We start from the raw sequence: 17,415 nt of genomic DNA, 5'->3' as shown, positions 1-17,415 counted from the left end.
CGCCTCGCCGCCTTGGCGTCGGTCACCGACTGCCCGTAGCCCTTCGGGCACGGGGCCCCCGCCGAAGGCAGGGGGAGTACCCCCATTGCGTCGATTCCTCCCCCTGCCTTCGGCGGGGGGACCTCCGCCTCCACCTTCGCCTTGCGATGCGTCCCCTGCGTCCTACGGGGCTGGCGGCACCCCATGCACCAGACCCACCAGACCCTCCCCCTCGCACGCGGGAGAAACAGATCCGGGAATCCGGGCCGGTTCGCCGCTGAACCAGCCGCGTTCCTGGGCGCGTTGGCGGCCGGCGCCACTCCACACGGCCGGGACTGACCAGGAGAACGACGCGAGCACCGGCGGCGATCCGGCGTCGCGGCCACAAGACGCGCGGTCGCGCAGCAGGCGGGCTCGATCGCCGGACCCGGAACCTGTGCCGACCGATGGCGCGCGCGACGATTCAGGCTTTCCTGAATTCAGCCATCTGTGTATCGTCAGTGGTGTGCTGACTCTCGCTACCGACATCGAGGCTCTGGCGCGGTTCGGCCGTGCCCTGGCCGACCCGATCCGCTGTCGCATCCTGCTCGAACTGCAGCAGGGACCCGGCTACCCCTCCGACTTCGCCGACGCCCTGGGGATCTCCCGTACCCGGCTGTCGAACCACCTGGCGTGCCTGAGGGACTGCGGCCTGGTCGTCGCGATCCCGGACGGCCGCCGCACCCGCTACGAGCTCGCCGACGCCCGCCTCGGGCACGCGCTGGAGGACCTGCGGTCGGTGGTCCTGGCCGTCGCGGCCGACAAGACGTGCCTGGACGCGGAGACGAAGGGCTGCTGCTGATGAGCGTCACAGCGCTGGGCCCGCCGCCCGCTCGCCGGGACGCGCTCGCGCGGCGGATACGGTTCCTGGCCGCCGCGACGATCACCTACAACGTGATCGAGGCGATCGTCGCGATCACCGCGGGCACGGTCGCCTCGTCGACCGCGCTGGTCGGCTTCGGCCTGGACTCGGTGATCGAGGTGTCCTCCGCCGCCGCGGTCGCCTGGCAGTTCTCCGCCCGTGACCACGCGGCGCGTGAGGCGCGGGAGAAGACGACGCTGCGGATCATCGCGGTCTCCTTCTTCGCGCTCGCCGCTTACGTCGCCGTCGACGCGATCCGCACGTTGACGGGTACGGGCGAGGCGGAGACTTCGGTGCCGGGCATCGTGATCGCCGCGCTGTCGCTCGCGGTCATGCCGTTCCTGTCGGCCGCGCAGCGCCGCGCCGGCCGCGAGCTGGGCTCGGCCTCCGCGGTCGCCGACTCCAGGCAGACCCTGCTGTGCACCTACCTGTCCGCCGTCGTTCTGGCCGGCCTGGTCCTCAACGCGACCCTCGGCTGGTCCTGGGCCGATCCGATCGCAGCCCTGGTGATCGCGGCCGTGGCGGTGAAGGAAGGCATCGACGCCTGGCAGGGCGAGGGTTGTGCCTGCGGACCCGCACCCACGCCGACCGCGCCGACTGCCGGTGCGGCGGCGAGTACCTGCGGCACGGGCGGCGACGCCTGCTGCTCCACCGACAACAAGACAGGGGAGACGACATGACAGCGTGGGCCTGGTCAGCACTGGCTCTGTTCGCCGGATGGGCGGTGACCGCGTTCGGCATCCGGGCGGCGGTCCAGGCACGCCGTACCGGCGACGCGGGCTTCCGCGGAATCTCCGGCCGCCCCGGATCCGCCTCCTGGTGGGCGGGCATCCTGTTCGTCCTCGCGCTGCTCGGCGGCGCCGCGGCCCCCATCGCCTCGCTCGCCGGCCTGCCGGAACTGCCCGGCACGGAGGCGCTGGTGCTGCGGGGGGCGGGGCTGGTGATCACCCTCGCCGGGATCGCCGCCACGCTGGTGGCACAAAGCGCGATGGGCGCCTCATGGCGCGTCGGTGTCGACGCCGGCGAGCGGACATCCCTCGTCACCTCCGGGCTGTTCGCCGGCGTGCGCAACCCGGTGTTCACCGCGATGACCGTGACCGCGACCGGCCTGGCGCTGATGGTGCCCAACGCCGTCGCCGTCCTCGCCCTGGCCGCCCTCGTGGCCGCGGTCCAGATGCAGGTCCGGATCGTCGAAGAGCCCTACCTCCAAGCGGTTCACGGCGCGGCGTACAGCGACTACACGGCCAGGGCCGGACGGTTCCTGCCCGGTATCGGTCGCCGTACGGCCTGACCCGTCGGGGGAGTTGGCGGGCGGGACGGGATGTCCGGACGGCATCGCGGTCGTGCTCGTCCGCTCTGCCCGGCGCCCCGGCCCGCCGTCGCCGCCCTCATGGCCGGTGCACTGCTCGCCTGTGCCCACCTGATGTGGGGCCCATCGGCTTCGAGCCCATCCGGGACGTGGCCGAGGACGACGGCAGCACCACCCGCGTGCTGACGCGCCGTCCGGTTCCACCCGGCAGGTCCTCACGCGGCGGGCGGGCGTGAGCGGACCTCTGGCTCGGCGGCCGCAGCGGTAGGCGGTCGATCAGGTAGCCCTGGCGTCACGGGCCGGCTCTGCGGAGCCCCGTCACGCGTCCGGGCCCGGGTCCGTGGGCGACGCCGCGCGGGTGCGCAGCAGCATCCGCTGGAGCTCACGCGCCGCCCGCGGCGGCGCCACATCGCTGCGGTGCGCCAGCGCGATCGTGCGGCGCAGGCCGGGCCGGGCCAGCGCCGTGACCCGCAGGTCACGGCCCGCCCGCGTCGCCACCATGCGCGGCACCACCGCCACGCCCAGGCCCGCCCGCACGAACCCGAGCACCGCGTCCATCTCGCCGCCCTCCACGGTGAACGAGGGCTCGAAGCCCTCGGCCCGGCACGCCGCCACCGTCAGCTCCCGCAGGTCGTATCCGTGCCGGAACATCACCAGCGGCTGCCCCTGGAGATCCGCGATCCGCACCGGCCGCCGCGGCGCCGCCGCGGCGGCGGAGGACACCACGACCAGGTCCTCCTGGAGCAGCTCCACCGTCGTCAGGGCCGGCGACGGCGTCGGCAGCGGCAGCACCACCAGCGCCAGATCGAGCGCGCCACGCGCCAGCTCCCGTACGAGATCGTGCGAGCCGCCCTCCTCGATCAGCAGCCGGATCCCCGGATGAAGATCGTGGAAGGCGCGGAGCACGTCCGGCAGCAGCCCGGTGCACAGGCTCGGCGTCGCCCCGAGCCTGATCCGTCCGCGCTGCAGCTGCGCCAGCTCCTGCACCTCGTGCCGGGCGGTGTCCGCGTCGGCCAGGATCCGGCGCGCCAGCGGCAGGAGCGCCTCGCCGGCGTCCGTGAGCGCGATATTGCCGCGCGCCCGGCTGAAGAGCTCCGCCCCGAGCTCCTTCTCCAGCGCCCGGATCTGCTGCGACAGCGACGGCTGCGCGACATGCACCCGCTCCGCCGCACGCGTGAAATGCCGGGTCTCGGCGACGGCCACGAAGTACTGGAGCTGCTGGAACTGCATGCTGCCCACGATAGGCGATGGCTATCGACATGAGCCGGACCATGTCTTGGACCTCTCAGCCACTCCCGCCCTACCGTCGTGGGCATGGCTCTGGCAACGCGGACGGACCGACGACCGTCCCTCACGCGCACGCTCTGGCGCTCGACCGTCGGCAAGAAGACGGTCATGGCCGTCACCGGCCTGATCATGCTCGGCTACCTGGTCGCCCACATGTTCGGCAACCTCAAGATCTTCTTCGGCCCGGGCGACTTCAACGCGTACGGCCACTGGCTGCGCACCATGGGCGAGCCCTTCCTGCACTACGAGTGGGCCCTCTGGATCGTCCGCGTCGTGCTGCTCGCCGCCGTCGTCCTGCACGGCGTCTCGGCGTACCAGCTCAGCCGCCGTGACATCAAGGCGCGCCCCACCGCGTACGTCCACAAGCGGCGTCGCGCGAGCTACGCCACCCGCACCATGCGCTGGGGCGGGATCATCCTGGGCCTGTTCATCGTCTGGCACCTGCTGGACCTGACCACGCTGACCGTCAACGAGAACGCCCAGCCCGGCCACCCGTACGAGAACGTCGTCGCGACCTTCTCCACCCCCTACGGCAACGCCGTCTACATCACCGCGATGCTCGCCCTCGGCCTGCACGTCCGGCACGGCTTCTGGAGCGCCGCCCAGACCCTCGGCGCGGGCAACGCGAAGCGCGACCGCATTCTCAAGACCGCCGCCAACGCCCTCGCGCTGGTACTGACGGCGGGCTTCATCTCCGTACCCGTCGCCGTCATGACCGGAGTGGTGAGCTGACATGAGCTTCCTCGATTACGAGACCGGCGCGCCCATCGCCGACACCAAGGCGCCCGCCGGCCCCATCGCCGAACGCTGGGACCGCCGCCGCTTCGACGCCAAGCTGGTCAACCCGGCCAACCGCCGCAAGCACACCGTCATCGTCGTCGGCACCGGACTGGCCGGCGGCTCCGCCGGCGCGACCCTCGCCGAACAGGGCTACCACGTCGTCCAGTTCTGCTACCAGGACTCCCCGCGCCGCGCCCACTCCATCGCCGCCCAGGGCGGCATCAACGCGGCCAAGAACTACCGCAACGACGGCGACTCCATCCACCGGCTCTTCTACGACACCGTCAAGGGCGGCGACTTCCGCGCCCGCGAGTCGAACGTCCACCGCCTCGCCCAGATATCCGTCGAGATCATCGACCAGTGCGTCGCCCAGGGCGTCCCCTTCGCCCGCGAGTACGGCGGCCTCCTCGACACCCGCTCCTTCGGCGGCGTCCAGGTGTCGCGGACGTTCTACGCCCGCGGCCAGACGGGACAGCAGCTCCTGCTCGGCGCGTACCAGGCCCTGTCCCGGCAGATCGCCGCCGGAAACGTCGAGATGCACCCCCGCACCGAGATGCTCGACCTGATCGTCGTCGACGGACGGGCCCGCGGCATCGTCGCCCGGGACCTGGTCACCGGAAAGATCGACACCTACTTCGCCGACGCGGTGGTCCTGGCGTCCGGCGGCTACGGCAACGTCTTCTACCTGTCGACCAACGCCATGAACTCCAACGCGACCGCCGTCTGGCGCGCCCACCGGCGCGGCGCGTACTTCGCCAACCCCTGCTTCACCCAGATCCACCCCACCTGCATCCCGCGCACCGGCGACCACCAGTCCAAGCTGACGCTGATGAGCGAGTCGCTGCGCAACGACGGCCGGATCTGGGTCCCGAAGGCGAAGGGCGACACGCGCCCCGCCCACCAGATCCCCGAGGACGAGCGCGACTACTACCTGGAGCGCGTCTACCCCTCCTTCGGCAACCTCGTGCCCCGGGACATCGCCTCGCGCGCCGCCAAGAACGTCTGCGACGAGGGCCGCGGCGTCGGCCCCGGCGGCCAGGGCGTCTACCTCGACTTCGCCGACGCCATCCGGCGCATGGGCCGGGAGAAGGTCGAGGAGAAGTACGGCAACCTCTTCGACATGTACGAGCGGATCACCGCGGAGAACCCGTACGAGGTGCCGATGCGGATCTACCCCGCCGTGCACTACACGATGGGCGGCCTCTGGGTCGACTACGACCTCCAGACCACGGTCCCCGGACTCTTCGCCATCGGCGAGGCCAACTTCTCCGACCACGGCGCCAACCGGCTCGGCGCGTCCGCCCTCATGCAGGGCCTCGCCGACGGCTACTTCGTCCTCCCGTCCACCATCAACGACTACCTCGCCCGCAACCCGCACCAGGACGCCGTCGACGAGAGCCACCCCGCCGTGGCCGAGGTGCTCGCCGAGACCGAGGACCGGCTGAATCTCCTCCTCTCCGTCGACGGCGACCGCACCCCCGACTCGTTCCACCGGGAACTGGGCGAGCTGATGTGGGAGTTCTGCGGAATGGCCCGCACCGACGAGGGACTGCGCAAGGCCCTCGACCGGATCCCGCGGATCCGCGAGGAGTTCTGGCGCCGCATCAAGGTCCCCGGCACCGGCGAGGAGTTCAACCAGTCGCTGGAGAAGGCCAACCGCATCGTCGACTACCTGGAGCTCGCCGAGCTCATGTGCCTCGACGCGCTGAACCGGTCGGAATCCTGCGGAGGCCACTTCCGCGAGGAGTCCCAGACCCCGGACGGCGAGGCCGCGCGCCGGGACGAGGAGTTCTCGTACGCCGCCGCCTGGGAGTTCGGCGGCACCGGCGAGGCGCCCACCCTGCACAAGGAAGACCTCGTCTTCGAGTACGTCCACCCCACCCAGCGGAGCTACGCATGACTGCAATCTCCCGGGGGGCACAGAGCCCGACAGCGGCTTCGCCGCGGGCCGTACCCCCGATGTCACTCAACCTCCGCGTCTGGCGTCAGAAGAACGCCGACGCTCCCGGCGCCATGGCCACCTACCGGGTGGACGGCATCTCCCAGGACATGTCGTTCCTGGAGATGCTCGACACGCTCAACGAGGAACTCATCCTGCGTGGAGAGGACCCCGTCGCCTTCGACCACGACTGCCGCGAGGGCATCTGCGGCGCCTGCTCGCTCGTCATCAACGGTGACGCGCACGGCCCCGAGCGCACCACCACCTGCCAGCTGCACATGCGGTCGTTCAAGGACGGCGAAACCATCGACGTCGAGCCGTGGCGTGCCTCCGCCTTCCCGGTGGTGAAGGACCTGGTGGTGGACCGGTCGGCGTTCGACCGGATCATCCAGGCCGGCGGCTACATCTCCGTCCCGACCGGCGCCGCCCCCGAGGCACACGCCACCCCGGTCCCCAAGGCCGACGCCGACTCCGCCTTCGAGCACGCCGAGTGCATCGGCTGCGGCGCCTGCGTCGCGGCCTGCCCCAACGGCTCGGCGATGCTCTTCACCTCCGCCAAGGTCAACCACCTCAACGTGCTCCCGCAGGGCGCGCCGGAGCGCGAGACCCGGGTCCTCGACATGGTGGCGCAGATGGACGAGGAGGGCTTCGGCGGCTGCACCCTGACCGGCGAATGCGCCACGGCCTGCCCCAAGGGCATCCCGCTGCCGTCCATCGCGGCGATGAACAAGGAGTGGCTGCGCGCCACCCGGAAGGCCGGCCGGTAGCAACGCCTACCGGCCGCGCGCCGACCTCGCCGGGTGCGGTGCGGGCGGTCACCCGCCGTGCAGCGGCCTTGCCAGGTCCGGTGCGGGCGGTCACCCGCCGTGCAGCGCCCTTGCCAGGTCCGGTGCCGTGCGGCTGCCGGCGGTGCGGCGGCTTCGCCGGGTGCGGGCGGTTTCCGGCGTGCGCGCCGACCTTCCCGGGTGCGCGTGTGCGGCTACCGGCCGTGCAGCGACCTCGCCAGGTACGGTGCCGTACGGCTGCCGGCCGCCCGTGCCACCTCGGCCGGGCTTCCGGCGGCGACGATCGTGCCGCCCTCGGTGCCGCCGCCGGGCCCCAGGTCGATCACCCAGTCGGCGGCCGCGACCACGTCCATGTCGTGCTCGACGACCACGACCGAGTGCCCCGCGTCGACCAGGCCGTGCAACTGCCGCATCAGCACCTCCACATCGGCGGGATGCAGCCCGGTCGTCGGCTCGTCCAGCACGTACAGGGTGTGGCCGCGGCGCACGCGCTGAAGCTCGGCGGCGAGCTTGATCCGCTGCGCCTCGCCGCCGGACAGCTCCGTCGCCGGCTGGCCGAGCCGCAGATAGCCGAGGCCGACGTCGAGCAGCGCGCGCAGGCTGCGTACGGCCGCGGGGGTGTCCGAGAAGACCTCCGCCGCGGCCTCCACCGTCAGGTCCAGGACCTCGGCGATGTTCCGTCCGTCGCGGCGGACCTCGAGGGTCCGGGGGTTGTAGCGGGCACCGTGGCAGTCCGGGCAGGGTGTGTACGTGCTGGGCAGGAAGAGCAGCTCGACGGAGACGAACCCCTCGCCCTGGCAGGTCTCGCACCGGCCGTCCGCCACATTGAAGGAGAAGCGCCCGGCCTTGTAGCCGCGTGCCCGGGCCTCGTCGGTGGCGGTGAAGAGCTTGCGTACGACATCGAAGAGTCCGGTGTACGTGGCCAGGTTGGACCGGGGCGTCCTGCCGATCGGGCGCTGATCGACCGTCACCAGCCGTTCCACGCCCGGAAGTTCCTCGGTGATCGAGCCTGCCAGCGTCGACTTCCCGGAACCCGACACGCCGGTGACCGCCGTGAACACGCCGAGCGGCAGCCGGGTCGTCAGACCCCGCAGGTTGTGCCGGGTGACCGGCCCCAGCGTGAGGTGCCCCGACGGCGTGCGCGGCTCCCGTACGACAGGGGAGGAGTCCGGGGAATCCCCGCCGAAGAGGAAGCGCCGGGTCGCCGACTCCGCCACGTCCGCCAGCAGCTCGGGCGGGCCGCTGTGCAGCACCCGACCGCCGTGCTCACCCGCCCGCGGCCCCACGTCGACGAGCCAGTCCGCGTGCCGCACCACATCCAGATGGTGCTCCACGACGAACACCGTGTTGCCGCTCGCCTTCAGCCGGTCCAGGACGACCAGCAGCGCCTCCGTGTCGGCCGGATGCAGACCGGCGGACGGCTCGTCGAGCACGTACACGACGCCGAACAGACCGGACCGCAGCTGCGTCGCCAGCCGCAGCCGCTGCAGCTCACCGCTGGAGAGTGTCGGAGTGGCGCGGTCCAGGCTCAGATAGCCGAGCCCCAGCTCGGTCACGGTGCCGATCCGCGCCAGCAGGTCGCCCGTCAGCACCCGCGCCGTCTCGTTCCTCCCGTTCCCCCCGTCCTCCCCGTCCGCGCCGCCGCGCAGGACCTCGGCGAGCGCGGTCAGCGGCAGCGCGGCGAGCTCGGCGATCGTCCGCCCGGCGAAGGTCACCGCGAGCGCCTCCGGCCGCAGCCTGCTGCCGCCGCACACCGGGCACGGCTCACTGCGCAGGAACCGCTCGGCCTTCGCCCGCAGGGTCGGGCTCTTCGAGTCCGAGAAGGTGTGCAGGACATAGCGCCGGGCGCTCATGTACGTGCCCTGGTAGGGGCGCTGGATACGGCCCGCCTCCCGTACCGGATGGACCGTCACCACCGGCTGCTCGTCCGTGAACAGGATCCAGTCGCGGTCCTTCCGCTCCAGCTCGCGCCACGGCCGGTCGACGTCGTACCCGAGCGTGTCCAGCACGTCCCGCAGGTTCTTGCCCTGCCAGGCACCGGGCCACGCCGCGATGGCCCCCTCCCGGATCGACAGGGCCGGATCGGGGACCAGCAGCTCCTCGCCGGTCCGGTGGATCCGCCCGAGCCCGTGGCACTCGGGGCAGGCCCCGGCCGCCGTGTTCGGCGAGAACGCGTCGGAGTCCAGCCGCTCGGCCCCCCGCGGGTAGTCGCCCGCCCGCGAGAACAGCATCCGCAGGGAGTTCGACAGCGTCGTCACCGTACCGACGGAGGACCGGGACGTGGGGGAGGAGCGGCGCTGCTCCAGGGAGACGGCCGGCGGCAGTCCGGTGATCTCGCCGACCTTCGGCGCGCCGACCTGGTGGATGAGCCGGCGCGCGTACGGGGCGACGGACTCGAAGTAGCGCCGTTGGGCCTCGGCGTAGACCGTGCCGAAGGCGAGCGAGGACTTGCCCGACCCGGAGACCCCGGTGAAGACGGTCAGCGCGTCTCGCGGGATGTCGACGTCGACGTTCTTCAGGTTGTGCTCGCGGGCGGCGCGGACGCGGATGTACGGATCGTGAGGGTCGTGCATACGCCCACCCTAGGAACTGAACCGGCCGGGCGGCCCCCGCGGCCCCGCCGAGGTCCGTCCCGCACCCGGGACCGACCGCGCCGGGCCGTCAGTCCGTGAGCCCCGCCACCCGGGCGAGACGCCGGAAGGAGTCCAGCAGCCCTTCGCGGTCGTACGTGCTCGTCGTCACGAGCACCTCGTCCGCGCCGCTGTCCTTGATCACGGCCTCCAGCGCGTCCGTGACCTGCTCCTCCGTACCGTGGATCTGGCCCCGCAGCGCGGACTCGTAGAACTCCCGCTCCTTCGCGGTCATCGGCCGTTCCTCGATCGACCCGGCCGGTTCGAGGGGCGGAAAGGTGCCGTGGGTACGGGAGTACGCCAGCGACCAGGCCTCCGGTATCAGCAGTCGGCGGGCCTCCTCCTCGCTGCCCGCGACCGCGACCGTGCCCGCCACGACGACGTACGGGCGCTCGGCCCACGGGGACGGCCGAAAGCCGCTGCGGTAGCGGTCCACGGCCCGCAGGAGCTGCTCCCGGCCCTTGAGGTCCCCGACGACCAGGGGCACACCGGCCGCGGCGGCGATGCCCGCCCCCTCCCCGGTGGCCAGCACGAACGGCGGGACTCGCAGCCCCTCGGAGGGGCGGGCGCGCACCTGCGGGTGCGTCCCGTCGAAATAGGCAAGCAGCTCGGCGAGCTGCCCGGCGAAGTCCTCCGCGTCCCCCTTGTCCCGGCCGAGCGCACGCCGCACCCCGTCGGTGAAGCCGACCGAACGGCCGAGCCCCATGTCGATCCGCCCCGGGAAGAGGGACTCCAGCACGCCGAACTGCTCGGCGACCACGAGCGGTTGGTGGTTGGGCAGCATCACCCCGCCGGTACCCACCCGGATCGCCGAGGTGGCGGCCGCGACCGCCGCCGCGAGCACGGTCGGCGCGGAACCGGCGACGCCGGGGACACCGTGGTGCTCGGAGACCCAGAAGCGGTGGTAGCCGAGCGCCTCCACCTCCCGCGCGAGGCGCACGGTGTCGCGCAGCGCCTGGGGGCCGTCGTGCCCCTCGCGGGTGCGGGAGCGGTCCAGGACGGAGAACCGGGTGGAAGCGATCACTGAGGTCACACAGGGGTCAACGTCTCCGCGCCATGATGATTCCCGCCCGGCCCCGGCCTTCCTGCCGCCGGGCCCGCTTCCTCTCACCCGGCGCCTCTTACGCTTGGGCCCGTGACGCAGACGACGCAGGCCGGCATCCCCCTGGCCGTATTCGACCTGGACGGGACCCTCGCCGAGACCGGCCACCGCCAGCACTTCCTGGAACGAAGGCCCCGCGACTGGAACCGCTTCTTCGCCGCCGCCCCCGACGACACACCGCTCGCCGAGGGCCTGCGGATGGCGGCCGAGGCGGCCGAGGACTGCGAGGTCATGTACCTCACCGGCCGTCCCGAGCGCTGCCGCGCGGCCACCGTGGAGTGGCTCGAACGGCACGGCCTGCCCACCGGGCGCATCTGGATGCGCCGCAACGACGACCGCAGGCCCGCCCGGACGACCAAACTCGAGATCCTGCGGCGTCTCGGCCGCTCCCGGGAGATCCGGATGCTCGTCGACGACGACGAGCTGGTCTGCGACGCCGCAGAGCGGGCGGGGTTCAGGGTGGTACGGGCCCGCTGGGCCGGTACGTCCCAGGCGATGAAGGACGCCCAGCAGCGCGAGGGTCGTACCTGACCTTGAGGACCTTGAGGACCTTGAGGACCTTGAGGACCTTGAGGACCTTGAGGGTCCTGAGGGTCCTTGAGGTCCTGGAGGTCCTGGGGGCGCGAGTCAGGCTCCGCCCCCCTCCCCCTCCGCGTTCTCCAGCCGGAAACCGACCTTCAGACCGACCTGGTAGTGCTCGATCTCCCCGTCCAGGATGTTGCCGCGCACCTGGGTCACCTCGAACCAGTCGAGGCCCCGGAGCGTCTGGTTGGCGCGGGCGATGCCGTTGCGGATGGCCTGGTCGACTCCCTCGTGGGAGGTGCCGACGATCTCGGTGACCCGGTAGGTGTGATGGGACATGGGTGCCGCGCTCCTCATCGCCGTTTCGATGGTTCCTCTCCACGGTGCCCCAGCACGGAGCGGTCCGCGAGGCGTCGGGGGTTGACCACCCGATTGGTCCATACCAAAATCCAGCCAACGCCCGCCCGAACTCCGTTCGCTCCCCCACGTCGGGTCGATCCCCAGTGCCCTCACGCAAAGGTGCCCCACGTGAAGAACCGGATCCTGGCCCGCACGCTCGCGCTCGTGTGCGCGACCGTCATCGCCACCGCACTCGGCGGCTGCGGAATGCTGCCGGGCGGCGGCCCGGACAGCCGGACGGTCACGATCTGGCTGATGAAGGACAGCGTCTCCGACGAATTCCTCGACCGGTTCGTCCGCGAGTACGAGGACACGCACCCCGGCGTCGAACTGGACGTCGTCTTCCAGGAGTGGACCGGCATCGGCGCGAAGGTCACCGCCGCGCTGCGGGGCGAAGGGACGCCCGACGTCGTCGAGGTCGGCAACACCCAGGTGGCCCAGTACGCGGAGGCCAACGGACTGCTCGATCTGACCCTGGAGGCCCTCCGCGACCTCGGCAGCGACCAGTGGCTGCCCGGCCTCGCCGCGCCTGGAGCCGTCAACGGCAGCCAGTACGGGATCCCCTGGTACGCCGCCAACCGCGTCGTCGTCTACAACAAGGACCTCTTCGCGGCGGCGGGCATCGCGCAGCCCCCGAAGACCCGCACCCAGTGGATCAAGGCCACCCGGAAGCTCAACAGCGGGGGAAACCAGGGCATTTACCTCTCCGGTCAGGACTGGTACACGCTGGCCGGCTTCATCTGGGACGAAGGCGGAGACCTGGCCGTCGAGAACGCCGGGCGGTGGGAGGGTGCGCTGCACACCCCCGCCGCGCTCCGGGGCATGAAGTTCTACCAGCAGCTCCAGGCCCTCGGCGACGGCCCCGAGAACGCGGACGAGGAGACACCGCCGCAGGCGGGAGTCTTCGCGAGGGGCGATGTCGCCCAGATCATCGCGACCCCCTCGGCGGCCAGGGCCATCGAGAAGGAGAACCCCGCGCTCAAGGGAAGACTGGGCTTCTTCCCGATCCCGGGGAAGACCGCCGGGAAACCCGGCGCGGTCTTCACCGGAGGCTCCGACCTGGTCATCCCGAAGAAGACGGACGAGCGCGGCGCGGCGATCGAGGTCGTCAAGGCCCTCGCCGGTGAACGCTGGCAGACCGACCTCGCCAGGACCATGAGCTACGTCCCCAACAAGAGCACCCTCGCCCCGGCCGTCGTCGGCCAGGAGGCCACCGCCGCGATGGCTGCGGGAGCGGCGCAAGGCCGGGCGACCCCCAATTCCCCCGAGTGGGCGGCTGTCGAGGCCCAGAACCCGATCAAGCCCTACATGACCGCGGTGCTCCAGGGCGGGAACGCGGGGCGCGAGGCGAAGCGGGCGTCGGACCGCATCACCACCACGCTGTCGGGCTGACCGGGGGCGCCGCCCCGGACCCGCCGGGACGCTTCCCGTGCTCCGGCCGCGGGCCTTCTCCCCGCCCCGCCCCTTCCCGCAGTGTCGATTTGCGGCTCCGCCGCGTGGGGGGGCAAGCCCCCAGACCCCCGTACGGCCTTCGGCCGTGTCCTCAATCTCCCCCTACGCCCTGGCGGGCGTGGGGGGACCCCCAGACGGGCTGGCAAATCCAGCCCCGCCGGCGATTGAGGCGCGGGGGTTCGGGGGCAGAGCCCCCACGCGGCGGAGCCGCAAATCGACACTGCGGGAAGGGGCGGGGCGGGGAGAAAGCCCGCCGCAGGCGCCCACCCACCCCGCCGGCCACGCCCTCGCCGCACCCGCGACTTCAGGCCGGCCCACGGCCCACGGGCCATACCCCCAACACCTCTCGCCGAACGGAGCACACCCACCATGCCCGCACCCACCCGAACCACCGTCAACGGCCACGTCGCCCCCGGATTCGAAGCCGTCCGGGAGGAGTTCGCGCGGAACTTCGCCGAGCGCGACGACAACGGGTCCGCCGTCGCCGTCACTCTCGACGGAGAGCTGGTCGTGGACCTCTGGGGTGGCACCGCCGATTCCACCACCGGGCGGCCCTGGACCCCCGACACCCTTCAGTTGATCTTCTCCGGCAGCAAGGGCGTCATGGTCACCGCCCTGCTGCTGCTCGTCGACCGGGGAGCCGTCGAGCTGGACGCCCCGGTGGCCCGGTACTGGCCGGAGTTCGCCGCCCACGGCAAGGCCGGGATCACCGTGCGCGAGGTGGTGACGTTCACCGCCCGTATGCCGGCCGTCGCCGCGCCGCTCGCGCAGGGAGACATCAGCGACCCCGAGGCGATGGCCAAGCTGCTCGCCGACCAGGCGCCCGAGGGCGACCCGCGGGCCGAGGGCATCCTCTACGGCCCCTACGCCGCGGGCTGGATCGTCGGTGAGATCGTCCGGCGCGTCGACGGCCGTCCCCTCGACGCCTTCTTCGCCGAGGAGATCGCCCGCCCGCACGGCCTCGACATCCACTTCGGCATCCCCGAGGAACTGAACGGCCGTATGGCGCGCACGGAGTACGGCTCAGGCTTCCGCGAGCAGTTCGCCGGGTTCTTCACCAGCGGCGACCCGCTCACCCAGCGGATCTGGCAGAACCCCATCCCGTTCCCCGAGGACGAGGAGACCTGGAACCGCCCCGACCGCCGCCACTCCCTCATCCCCGCCGCCAACGTCATCGGCTCCGCGCGCGCCTTCGCGACGTTCTACGGAATCCTCGCCGCCGACGCCATGCGGCCGGACGGCGAGCAGCCGAAGATCCTCTCGCGGCGGCTGCTGGACGAGGCCCGCGCGCCGTACGTCCAGAAGACGGACCAGCTGATCGACGTGCCCATGGTGTACGGCGGTGGCGGCTACCGGCTGCGCACCAACCCCCGTCCGGGCCCGGACGGCAACTCCTTCGGCCACGACGGTGCCGGCGGCTCCGCGAACCAGGCCTGGCCGCGCGTCGGCGTCGGCATCTCGTACGTCATGAACCGGCTCATCGCGCTCGGCCCCGACGACAAGCGGGCCTCCTCGCTGGTCAAGTCCGTCGCGCAGGCGATCACGGACCTCGGGATCGGAGAGAAGATATGACCGCGTCCACCACGCTGTTCGTCCAGCTGCTGACCCCCGAGGGTGAGCGCGTCGAGCACCCCGACTACGCCATCGACCTGAGCGCGGACGAACTGCGCGGGCTGTACCGCGACATGGTCCTGGCCCGGCGCGTCGACACCGAGGGCGTCACCCTCCAGCGCCAGGGCGAACTCGGCCTGTGGCCCTCACTGCTGGGCCAGGAGGCGGCGCAGGTCGGCTCGGCCCGTGCGCTGCGGGACGAGGACTACGCCTTCCCCAGCTACCGGGAGCACGGCGTGGCGCTCTGCCGGGACGTCGACCCGCTGAACCTGCTGGCCCTCTTCCGGGGTGTCAACAACGGTGCCTGGGATCCGGACGAGCGCAACTTCCACCTCTACACGCTGGTCATCGGCTCACAGGCGCTGCACGCCACCGGCTATGCGATGGGCGTCGCCAAGGACGGTGCGAAGGACGGCGCGGAGAGCGCGGTGATGGCGTACTTCGGCGACGGTGCCACCAGCCAGGGCGATGTCAGCGAGGCGTTCAACTTCGCGGCGGTGTACGACGCGCCGATCGTGTTCTTCTGCCAGAACAACCAGTTCGCGATCTCCGAGTCGAACGAGCGCCAGACCCGCGTCCCGATCCATCAGCGGGCGCAGGGCTTCGGATTCCCGGGCGTCCGGGTCGACGGCAACGACGTGCTCGCGTGCCTGGCGGTGACCCGGTCCGCGCTGGAGCGGGCCCGCCGTGGCGAGGGCCCGACGCTGGTCGAGGCGTTCACGTACCGGATGGGCGCGCACACGACCTCCGACGACCCGACCCGCTACCGGGACGCGGCCGAGGTCGCCGAGTGGGAGGCGAAGGACCCGATCCTGCGGTTGCGGACCCATCTGGTGGGCGAGGGCTTCGCCGACGAGGCGTTCTTCACCGCGGTGGAGGCCGAGGGCGAGGCGCTCGCGCGGCGGGTGCGCGAAGGGGTGAGGGCCATGCCGGATCCGGGGCCGATGGCGATGTTCGAGCACATCTACGCCGACGGGCACGCGCTGGTGGCGGAGGAGCGGGACGAGTTCGCCGCCTACCGGGCGACGTTCGCGTTCGCGGAGGAGGGGGTCCGGTGAAGGTGAAGAGCACGACGCTCGGGAAAGCGCTCAACGAGGCGCTGCGCGCGGCGCTGGACGCCGACCCCAAGGTGCTGGTGATGGGTGAGGACGTCGGCCGGCTCGGCGGAGTCTTCCGGATCACGGACGGGCTGCAGAAGGACTTCGGCGAGGGGCGGGTCATGGACTCCCCGCTCGCCGAGTCCGGCATCGTCGGGACCGCGATCGGGCTCGCGCTGCGCGGCTACCGGCCGGTGGTGGAGATCCAGTTCGACGGTTTCGTCTTCCCCGCGTACGACCAGATCGTCACGCAGCTCGCGAAGATGCACGCACGGTCGCAGGGCCGGGTCCGGCTGCCGGTGGTCATCCGTATCCCCTACGGCGGTGGCATCGGCGCGGTCGAGCACCACAGCGAGTCGCCGGAGGCGCTGTTCGCGCATGTGGCGGGCCTGAAGGTGGTGTCCCCGTCGACCCCGGCCGACGCCTACTGGATGCTGCGGCAGGCCATCGAGAGCGACGACCCGGTGATCTTCTTCGAGCCGAAGCGGCGGTACTACGAGAAGGGCGAGCTCGCACCGGAGGTCGCCCCCGTCCCCGGCGAGCTGCACACCGCCCGGGTCCTGCGGCCCGGCACGGACCTGACGCTGGTCGGCTACGGACCGACGGTCCGTACCTGCCTGGACGCGGCGGCCGTCGCTGCCGACGAGGGCCACTCGGTCGAGGTCGTCGACCTGCGGTCGATCTCCCCGATCGACTTCGCCACCGTGCGCGATTCGGTGGCCAGGACGGGCCGGCTGGTCGTCGTGCACGAGGCCCCGGTCTTCTTCGGGGCGGGCGCGGAGATCGCCGCCCGCATCACGGAGCGGTGCTTCTACCACCTGGAGGCCCCGGTGCTGCGCGTCGGCGGCTTCCACAGCCCGTACCCGCCCTCCCGTCTGGAGGAGGAGTACCTGCCGGGACTGGACCGGGTGCTCGACGCCGTCGACCGCTCGCTGGCGTACTGAGCGTACTGAGGAGCTTTGTCGTGATCCGTGAGTTCAAGATGCCCGACGTGGGCGAGGGCCTGACCGACGCCGAGATCCTCCGGTGGTACGTGCGGCCGGGCGACACCGTGACCGACGGTCAGGTGGTCTGCGAGGTCGAGACGGCGAAGGCGGCCGTCGAGCTGCCGATTCCGTACGACGGCGTCGTGCACGAGCTGTGCTACGGCGAGGGTGCGACGGTGGACGTCGGCGCGCCGATCATCACGGTGAGTGTCCCGTCGGAGCCGGACGACGCGCCCCGGCCTTCGGGAGGCGGCGATCCGGGATGGGGCGCGCGGTCCCTGGCGGGTGGCGATGCGGGACGGGTCCCCGCGCCTGCGGCCGAGGGCGGCTCCGGTGGTGTCGCCGAGGCGGCGACGGGCCGTCAGCCCGTCCTTGTCGGCTACGGCGTGGCCGAATCCCCGACGAAGCGCCGCCCGCGCAGGCGCGCCGAGGGCGCGGTCACCGCGCCGCCCCCGACACACGGACCCGGTGCCGAGCCCGCCACCCGGACTGCCGCTGGGGAAGGGGCGGGGGTCGCACCCCCTGCGGCCACCCGCCCGTCGGCGAAGCCGCCGGTGCGTAAGCTCGCCAAGGACCTCGGTGTGGACCTGGCGACCGTGGTGCCGAGTGGGCCCGACGGGATCATCACCCGCGAGG

General features: G+C 72.1%; 15 protein-coding genes and 1 pseudogene. 12 read left to right on the top strand and 4 right to left on the bottom strand.

Annotated features, from left to right (window positions below):
- Positions 1-484: 484 nt before the first annotated feature.
- From ABT342_RS19520 to ABT342_RS19510, 3 genes are read left to right on the top strand one after another with little or no spacing between them, the layout of a single operon-like run.
- Positions 485-820, top strand: coding sequence for an ArsR/SmtB family transcription factor (locus tag ABT342_RS19520; protein WP_351574979.1), 336 nt, complete (start codon positions 485-487; stop codon positions 818-820).
- Positions 820-1,560 (top strand): cation efflux transmembrane domain-containing protein, encoded by a 741-nt coding sequence (locus tag ABT342_RS19515; RefSeq protein WP_351574976.1) that lies wholly within the window; start codon positions 820-822, stop codon positions 1,558-1,560. Before ABT342_RS19520 ends, ABT342_RS19515 begins: the two co-directional genes overlap by 1 nt.
- Complete coding sequence (locus ABT342_RS19510) at positions 1,557-2,171, top strand: methyltransferase family protein (RefSeq protein ID WP_351574973.1); 615 nt, start codon at positions 1,557-1,559, stop codon at positions 2,169-2,171. Before ABT342_RS19515 ends, ABT342_RS19510 begins: the two co-directional genes overlap by 4 nt.
- A gap of 336 nt (positions 2,172-2,507) precedes the next feature.
- Here the strand turns inward: ABT342_RS19510 and ABT342_RS19505 are convergent, their stop codons facing one another.
- Positions 2,508-3,419 carry a LysR family transcriptional regulator gene (locus ABT342_RS19505; RefSeq protein WP_351574970.1) on the bottom strand — a complete coding sequence of 304 codons (912 nt, stop codon included), beginning with the start codon at positions 3,417-3,419 and terminating at the stop codon, positions 2,508-2,510.
- Between the two features lie 84 nt (positions 3,420-3,503).
- Here ABT342_RS19505 and ABT342_RS19500 point away from each other — a divergent pair, with 84 nt between their 5' ends.
- The 3 genes from ABT342_RS19500 to ABT342_RS19490 are packed head-to-tail and all read left to right on the top strand — an operon-like array spanning position 3,504 to position 6,962.
- Positions 3,504-4,208, top strand: coding sequence for a succinate dehydrogenase cytochrome b subunit (locus tag ABT342_RS19500; protein WP_351574967.1), 705 nt, complete (start codon positions 3,504-3,506; stop codon positions 4,206-4,208).
- Position 4,209: 1 nt separating this feature from the next.
- The gene (locus ABT342_RS19495; RefSeq protein ID WP_351574964.1) at positions 4,210-6,156 is read left to right on the top strand and encodes a fumarate reductase/succinate dehydrogenase flavoprotein subunit; all 1,947 of its coding nucleotides are present in this window, start codon (positions 4,210-4,212) and stop codon (positions 6,154-6,156) included.
- A 59-nt stretch (positions 6,157-6,215) separates the two neighbouring features.
- On the top strand, positions 6,216-6,962 hold the full coding sequence (locus ABT342_RS19490) for a succinate dehydrogenase/fumarate reductase iron-sulfur subunit (RefSeq protein ID WP_351574961.1): 747 nt from the start codon (positions 6,216-6,218) through the stop codon (positions 6,960-6,962).
- A gap of 212 nt (positions 6,963-7,174) precedes the next feature.
- Here the strand turns inward: ABT342_RS19490 and ABT342_RS19485 are convergent, their stop codons facing one another.
- Both ABT342_RS19485 and ABT342_RS19480 read right to left on the bottom strand, forming a co-directional pair.
- Positions 7,175-9,553 (bottom strand): ATP-binding cassette domain-containing protein, encoded by a 2,379-nt coding sequence (locus ABT342_RS19485; RefSeq protein WP_351574958.1) that lies wholly within the window; start codon positions 9,551-9,553, stop codon positions 7,175-7,177.
- Positions 9,554-9,641: 88 nt separating this feature from the next.
- Positions 9,642-10,643 (bottom strand): MsnO8 family LLM class oxidoreductase, encoded by a 1,002-nt coding sequence (locus tag ABT342_RS19480; RefSeq protein ID WP_351574955.1) that lies wholly within the window; start codon positions 10,641-10,643, stop codon positions 9,642-9,644.
- Positions 10,644-10,745: 102 nt separating this feature from the next.
- Here ABT342_RS19480 and ABT342_RS19475 point away from each other — a divergent pair, with 102 nt between their 5' ends.
- Complete coding sequence (locus tag ABT342_RS19475; RefSeq protein WP_351574952.1) at positions 10,746-11,243, top strand: phosphatase domain-containing protein; 498 nt, start codon at positions 10,746-10,748, stop codon at positions 11,241-11,243.
- 96 nt (positions 11,244-11,339) lie between these two features.
- Here ABT342_RS19475 and ABT342_RS19470 read toward each other — a convergent pair whose 3' ends face one another.
- Entirely contained in the window at positions 11,340-11,573 is a 234-nt protein-coding gene (locus tag ABT342_RS19470; RefSeq protein ID WP_351574950.1) for a dodecin, read from the bottom strand.
- A gap of 189 nt (positions 11,574-11,762) precedes the next feature.
- Here ABT342_RS19470 and ABT342_RS19465 point away from each other — a divergent pair, with 189 nt between their 5' ends.
- The 5 genes and pseudogenes from ABT342_RS19465 to ABT342_RS19445 form a co-directional block, all read left to right on the top strand.
- Positions 11,763-13,025, top strand: coding sequence for an extracellular solute-binding protein (locus tag ABT342_RS19465; RefSeq protein ID WP_351574949.1), 1,263 nt, complete (start codon positions 11,763-11,765; stop codon positions 13,023-13,025).
- A 429-nt stretch (positions 13,026-13,454) separates the two neighbouring features.
- Positions 13,455-14,525, top strand: a pseudogene (locus ABT342_RS19460) (serine hydrolase domain-containing protein); the annotation flags it as partial.
- Complete coding sequence (pdhA, locus tag ABT342_RS19455; protein WP_502965580.1) at positions 14,519-15,754, top strand: pyruvate dehydrogenase (acetyl-transferring) E1 component subunit alpha; 1,236 nt, start codon at positions 14,519-14,521, stop codon at positions 15,752-15,754. The pseudogene ABT342_RS19460 and the gene pdhA, both read left to right, overlap by 7 nt.
- Entirely contained in the window at positions 15,751-16,737 is a 987-nt protein-coding gene (locus ABT342_RS19450) for an alpha-ketoacid dehydrogenase subunit beta (RefSeq protein ID WP_502965577.1), read from the top strand. Before pdhA ends, ABT342_RS19450 begins: the two co-directional genes overlap by 4 nt.
- 38 nt (positions 16,738-16,775) lie before the next feature.
- Positions 16,776-17,415, top strand: a 640-nt coding sequence (locus tag ABT342_RS19445) for a biotin/lipoyl-containing protein (RefSeq protein ID WP_351575261.1), incomplete at its 3' end; no start/stop codon positions are given.

Origin of the sequence: Streptomyces sp. NPDC000410, assembly GCF_040300305.1 — a bacterium.
In the GTDB taxonomy this organism is placed as follows: domain Bacteria; phylum Actinomycetota; class Actinomycetes; order Streptomycetales; family Streptomycetaceae; genus Streptomyces.
Note: the sequence above shows the minus strand (reverse complement) of the source record. Positions and strands in the feature narration are given on the sequence as shown.

Coding starts and splice junctions, on each gene's coding strand:
- ABT342_RS19490 (WP_351574961.1), top strand. CDS start 6,216: ATGTCACTCAACCTCCGCGTCTGGCGTCAGAAGAACGCCGACGCTCCC.
- ABT342_RS19500 (WP_351574967.1), top strand. CDS start 3,504: ATGGCTCTGGCAACGCGGACGGACCGACGACCGTCCCTCACGCGCACG.
- ABT342_RS19505 (WP_351574970.1), bottom strand. CDS start 3,419: ATGCAGTTCCAGCAGCTCCAGTACTTCGTGGCCGTCGCCGAGACCCGG.
- ABT342_RS19485 (WP_351574958.1), bottom strand. CDS start 9,553: ATGCACGACCCTCACGATCCGTACATCCGCGTCCGCGCCGCCCGCGAG.
- ABT342_RS19495 (WP_351574964.1), top strand. CDS start 4,210: ATGAGCTTCCTCGATTACGAGACCGGCGCGCCCATCGCCGACACCAAG.
- ABT342_RS19510 (WP_351574973.1), top strand. CDS start 1,557: ATGACAGCGTGGGCCTGGTCAGCACTGGCTCTGTTCGCCGGATGGGCG.
- ABT342_RS19470 (WP_351574950.1), bottom strand. CDS start 11,573: ATGTCCCATCACACCTACCGGGTCACCGAGATCGTCGGCACCTCCCAC.
- ABT342_RS19515 (WP_351574976.1), top strand. CDS start 820: ATGAGCGTCACAGCGCTGGGCCCGCCGCCCGCTCGCCGGGACGCGCTC.